General features: G+C 56.5%; 5 protein-coding genes. 4 read left to right on the forward strand and 1 reads right to left on the reverse strand.

Annotation, left to right across the window (positions count from 1 at the left end; genetic code table 11):
* Positions 1 to 73: 73 nt before the first annotated feature.
* The 3 genes from CN311_RS31295 to CN311_RS31305 all read left to right on the forward strand — a co-directional run bounded on the left by CN311_RS31295 (position 74) and on the right by CN311_RS31305 (position 4187).
* Positions 74 to 844, forward strand: a complete 771-nt coding sequence (locus CN311_RS31295; RefSeq protein ID WP_097577435.1) for a response regulator transcription factor — start codon at positions 74 to 76, stop codon at positions 842 to 844.
* A gap of 174 nt (positions 845 to 1018) precedes the next feature.
* On the forward strand, positions 1019 to 2965 hold the full coding sequence (locus tag CN311_RS31300; protein WP_245441003.1) for a GNVR domain-containing protein: 1947 nt from the start codon (positions 1019 to 1021) through the stop codon (positions 2963 to 2965).
* A gap of 370 nt (positions 2966 to 3335) precedes the next feature.
* Positions 3336 to 4187 (forward strand): sugar transferase, encoded by an 852-nt coding sequence (locus CN311_RS31305; RefSeq protein WP_097577432.1) that lies wholly within the window; start codon positions 3336 to 3338, stop codon positions 4185 to 4187.
* 33 nt (positions 4188 to 4220) lie between these two features.
* Here the strand turns inward: CN311_RS31305 and CN311_RS31310 are convergent, their stop codons facing one another.
* A complete protein-coding gene (locus CN311_RS31310) occupies positions 4221 to 4463 on the reverse strand; it encodes a hypothetical protein (protein WP_208866614.1) in 243 nt (80 codons plus the stop codon).
* 149 nt (positions 4464 to 4612) lie between these two features.
* Here CN311_RS31310 and CN311_RS31315 point away from each other — a divergent pair.
* Positions 4613 to 5698, forward strand: a 1086-nt coding sequence (locus tag CN311_RS31315; protein ID WP_097577434.1) for a hypothetical protein, incomplete at its 3' end; no start/stop codon positions are given.

Genomic DNA, 5698 nt, shown 5'->3' on the forward strand with positions numbered 1-5698 from the left:
TCGTAGGAAGGGTGCGTTACTGAAGCCTCTAGTGATTGATCTTGAAACACTAGTGATGGTTAGGAGTAAGTTCATGGAATCTACGATTCAATTGGATAATCAGTCATCTGGTGGACTGAACTTTGTACCGCAGAAGATCGCGAACGGAATACATCTGCGCCGGCAGAGCTTGGCTGATTCCTGTCTAATCCTGTTGGACGAGCGCGTGCTTGACCGGCAATGTCTCGCACAGTGTCTAACCGCTTATCGCGTCGGGAAGGAAATCCTGTCGTTCGGTTCGATTGAGGAGTGGCGGAACGAGGAGAACGGTCTATCGGCGTCGGCCATTCTGCTGCATGTGGGCAGTCGCAAAGTGACGGACGCCAGGACCGGTAGCGAGATTGCCAATCTGGTGAACGAAGTCCACCCGGTTCCCGTGGTGATTTTGGCTGATACGGACGAATTGGAGCAGATTCTGAAGGCGTTGAATTATGGCGTAAAAGCCTATATTCCTTCGTCGATCCGTTTCGAGGTCTGCGTAGAAGCCGTAAATCTTGTCATAGCCGGAGGGACATTTGTTCCTGCGAGTAGCGTGTTTGCCCTGCACAAAGCAATCGACACGGGCGCCGATGTGACGAGACCCATGGCGAGCGTGTTCACGGAGCGGCAGGAAGAGGTCGTCCTGGCGCTCAGGCGCGGAAAGGCCAACAAGATAATCGCTCATGAGCTCAATCTCCGAGAGAGCACCGTCAAGGTCCACATCCGTAACATCATGAAGAAGTTGAAGGCGACGAACAGGACGGAGGTCGTCTACAAGCTCACTGAGATGTTTCCTGGCGCCCACGTGTTGAGCCGATCAAGTTAAACGGTTTTGTCATTCCGGGAATCTGATCGCTCGAATGAAGAAGCTCGCCCCTTCCATGGGGCAGGTCCTGCGGTCAAAGGGCGATGCGATGGCCAGGATCGATAGACTACGGTTACTAGCGATCCTCGGACATAACAGTTGCCACGGCTGCATGCTCGCAATGGGGCTCGTCGGTTGGAGATCCTGCTCGACCGTTGCAGTTCGCCGCTCTTTTCGTTGCAGATATGGATTGAAGCCATGCTAGACCGTCCGTTGGCGGCAAATGCCCACAAGCCATGGCTCGGGGCGGATGCCCCGCAGGATTTTATCAGCCTCGCTGACATCGTTTCTTTTGTCAGGCAGTATCTTTTCTCGATTCTGGCGTTCATGGTCGCCGGAATCCTTTGCGCCACATTCTATTTTGCTACCTCGGATTCTATTTATGTAGCGCGAACCCAGATCCTGATCGAACCAAAGATTCCCAGAAACCTTCAGCAGCAACCCGCCGAAGTGAATCTGTCGCTCGACACCGCTCAGGTCGAGAGCCAACTCGCGGTTCTGCGCTCCCAGAAGATCGCGATGATGGTGATCGATGACCTCGGACTCATGAACAATCCAACGTTCAGGGATATGCACGGTCCAACCATCGGCGAGAGGTTTCGCAGGGCCTGGATGAGCGTCGTTCAGGCCAGCGGACTCAATACCAGCTATGCCGCGCTGACGAATTTCTTCTATCGAGTGCTGCCCTGGCCGGGTCGAAAACAAACGAACGAGCCGCAGCCGGAATCCGAGCGTGAGCGTAGCGCGGTGGAGACATTCAACGATGGCCTGGATGTCCAGCGTGTCGGTGTCTCGTATGCAATAGACATTACATTCCAGTCTCTGGATCCGGCATTGGCGGCACGCATCGCAAACGCCACAGCGGACGCGTTCGTACGGGAGCAAGTGCAAACGACGACAGTAGCGGCTAGCGAGGGCATCGCATGGTTGGAAAGGCGGATGCGGGAGGTCGGCGATCAGATGAACAAGGCGACCAGGGTCGCCCAGGAGTTTCGCGCAAAACACGACTACAGCATAGGTCAGGAGGAGATGTCCATTGAGGCACAGGGTCTCCCGCTCAGGGAAGAACAGCCAGCACAGCAGACTACGCTGGAGCAGTTGGAAGTTACCGCCGACACCTATCGCAAGATGTATGAAAGCCTGCTCGGGGCGTATACGAACTCGGTCGACCAACAGCCTTATCTGATCGCCAATGCTCGTGTCATTACATCCGCAACTAGTCCAGAAGTAGCAAGTCGGCCGCGCAAGACGTTGGTTCTTGCCTTTGGCGCACTTGCCGGACTGGTGGCTGGCATCGGGTTTGCCGTGGCGCGGCGCGGCCTTGATCGGAACGTGAGGACGCCGCATCAGATCCGCCGCGAACTGGGCCTGGCCTGTATTGGAGAGTTGCCGCCGGTCAGCTTCAGGCGGGGTGGTTTTGGCCGGCTTGACGAGGTGCTCAGGAATCCGGACTCTTCATTCAGCGGGAGCCTTAAGAGCGTCAAGGCGATCATGAGTTTGGCCGGGGCCACCCAGTCAAGGCGCCGCATCGGAATCACATCCGTGTCCCCCGGCGATGGAAAGAGCACCGTTGTAAGCAATCTGGCGGCCCTCTGTGGGGTGTCGGGCACGCCGACCCTCGTGATCAACGCCGACCATAAGTCGGCACTGGCCAACGAACTTCTCAATTCCTCCGATTTCAACATGATCGATCAGGATTCCGGAAGTCCCAAAGATCTGGTCAAGCAAATCCAGTTTATTGAAAAGACATCGTTTTATTACTTGAAGAACGTTGAGTCGAATTCGATGAATTTGCTTGTTGCAAAGAATATGGAGGGATTGCTGAGCGATGTTGGTGATTTCGGCGTCGTTATTGTTGAGCTTCCACCCTTCAGCTCGGGGGCTGAAGGGCTTGCTGTCTGCCCGCTTCTTGATGGTGTGATTATGGTGGCTCAGTGGGGGGTGACGTCGCTTGATCAACTTGAAGACCTGAACCAGACTCTCAGAAATACCAATTCGTCCGTGCTTGGCGTGTTGATGACTCGTGTTCGTTCTGTTTCAGCTCATCGTTACCGGAAGCGGGCAGCCCAAGCGCCGCGCTGACATCGATCGTGTTTTCTCCTCGCGGCGGTGTCAGTCGAGCGCCAGCTCAGCGGCAGTCTCGACACTGGCCGTCATTCGACATCTGCCCGTTAAAGTGATCTGAGCTTCTAGGCAAGGCGGCGCAGAGTATCCGCTGGGCAGGCCGCGCCACGCTCCCGCGAGTGCCTGAGGAGGCAGGTGAGTCGAACTTCCGATTCCGATATCGTGCCAGTCATTGGTCGGAGCAGCCATTCGTCCGTACCTAGCCTAGCATCTTAGGTGTAGCCCGCCGCTGCCAATCACCGCCAATCTACCACCTTTTCTCTGCTTGCCGGAAACCATCCGTCGTTGAGAAAATGCGAAAACAGCTGAATTCGTGCGTGAGCAGAAAATGACCAATGTGATCGAAAGCAACCTGTCGGAGCGCGAAGACCTGGCCATTCTGGTCGGGGCCAAGCCTGCGGCGACATTGCTTCTTCGACGCGAAAGCGGCGCGGCCGCCACATCGAATACGCCAGAGCTTTCGTCGCCCCAACTCAACGCAAGCCAAAACCACGTCACCATTCCGCTTGAGCCGGACATGCAAACGGCAAGCGTTCAAGAAAACGTGCGGGGCTTCCGCCGGCAGCCTCTCGGCGGTTGGGTCAAGAGGCTGCTGGATCTGTTGGTAGCCTCGACAGCGCTCATTCTGGCTGGTCCGGCCCTGGTTCTTATCCCGCTACTGATCAAGGTCACTACAGGCGGCCCAGTGCTGTTTGTTCACCGCCGTATTGGATTCAACGGAAAGGCCTTCGACTGCTACAAGTTCCGCACCATGGTACCGAATGCCGAGGAGGTGCTCGAACGCCACCTGAGCCGCGATCCGGAAGCCGCCCAGGAGTGGACAGCCAACCAGAAGCTGAAGTGCGATCCACGTATCCTGTTTTTCGGAAAGATGCTTCGCAAATCGAGCCTGGATGAGCTGCCGCAGCTATTCAACATCTTGCGTGGCGACATGAGCTGCGTCGGTCCGCGCCCCATCGTTGCCGACGAATTGCAACGCTACGGCGCCGCGTCGCACGAATATTTGAAGACGCGGCCAGGACTGACCGGCCTCTGGCAGATAAACGGGAGAAACATGACCAAGTATTCGCATCGCGTATTGCTGGATACACAATACGTTCGAACATGGTCTCTAGGCCGCGATCTTTCGATCCTAATGCGGACAATACCGGCCATGATGAAATTTGATCAGACCTCCTGAATTTGGAAATGTCCAGGGACGGTCTCAGGGGGATTATCGCCCCCGCGCTGGGCGACGCCACAGCACGGCAAGCGCGAGACCGACCAAGTAGGCAATTTGGGTGACGATAACAAGATAGAGTGTCGAGCGGATGGTGTTTTGAACAGACAGGTGGAGAAAACTGCCCGTAGCGATGCTGCCGACGATCACCACCAATGTCGCCGCTATCAGCGCTGGCGCGCGCAGCGTAAGCCCCATTATCAGGGCAAGACCCGCAACGCCGACAATGGCAAGCAACACGGCGACCTCCCAGGTCAATTTGCTTTTTGCGCAAGACCAACCCTGTCGAAGGAAATCAGAGTCGCTCGTTTCTGTGAAGCCATCCACTTAGCTAAGCGGTCCGGCGGCGCAGTCAGGGGCGGGATCATTGATCGTCGGAGGGCTGAATGCAAATTTCCATCGTTGGGTTATTGATTTGCACGGGAATCCTGGCCTTCGTCGCTTATATGCGCTGGTCGATGATCGCTGCGCTGATTGCCTCTTTGGCTTTTGGTGCGACGGCAATCGGCACAATAACCTCGCTTGGCGGCTCATCGCCGCTGATCTTCACGGTCTTTGATTTGCTCCTGATAGTGGCCGCGCTAGCACGACGGGGAATCTGGAGAGAAATAGGAGCGGTCTTCGTTCGTATAGGTGCAGCATGGATCGTCTGTGCGCTCATGATCTACGTGAGCATCGGAGCGCTGTTATTTCCAAGGCTCTTTGCAGGGCAGACCAGCGCTTTCGTCGCTTCCCGCACCGGCAGGGGCGTCTACGAAGCGGCCTTGGCCCCGGTGTCGGCCAACATCTCTCAGGCGGGATACTTTGTTCTGGGGGGGCTGACGTTCCTGGCGGCCTGTCTGCTGCTGCTTCAGCGCAGCGGCACGTTAGCCGATATCAGGCGGGGCTTCTTCCTGTGGTTCACCTTGCACGTATTAATGGGCATCCTGGATTTGTTGGGCAAGTTGGTTGGCGCCGGCGACATCCTCGTCCCGATTCGTACCGCCAACTACGCCATGCTGACGCAAGTTACGGAAGCTGGGTTTTGGCGGATTGCGGGAGCGTTTTCAGAGGCATCGGCGTTCGGCGGGGCATCGCTGGCAGGGCTGGCGTTCACCTACACCTATTGGCGCAAGACCGGATCCAAATTCGCATTGGGGTTAGGAGCCGTCCTGCTTGTTCTCCTGCTGCTGTCGACATCGTCGACCGCCTATGTCGGCCTTGTAGTGGTAAGTGTGCCGGTTGTCATTTCCATTGTGAAGTCGCTCGCTTCAGGTCGGCTGAGGTCGGGGGAGGCGCTGCTTATCGCGTTGCTACCACCCTTGCTCCTCTCAGCGATGGCCGCCAGTCTGCTCTATCCTCATTTCTTCGATCCGGTTTTGCAGCTTGTCGACACCACGCTAATCAACAAAGTCACATCAGCCTCCGGCCAGGAGCGCAGCTACTGGAACTACAAAAGCCTGCAGTCCTTCTTCGATACAGGGGGGCTGGGG

Source organism: Mesorhizobium sanjuanii (assembly GCF_002529485.1).
Taxonomy (GTDB): Bacteria; Pseudomonadota; Alphaproteobacteria; order Rhizobiales; family Rhizobiaceae; genus Mesorhizobium; species Mesorhizobium sanjuanii.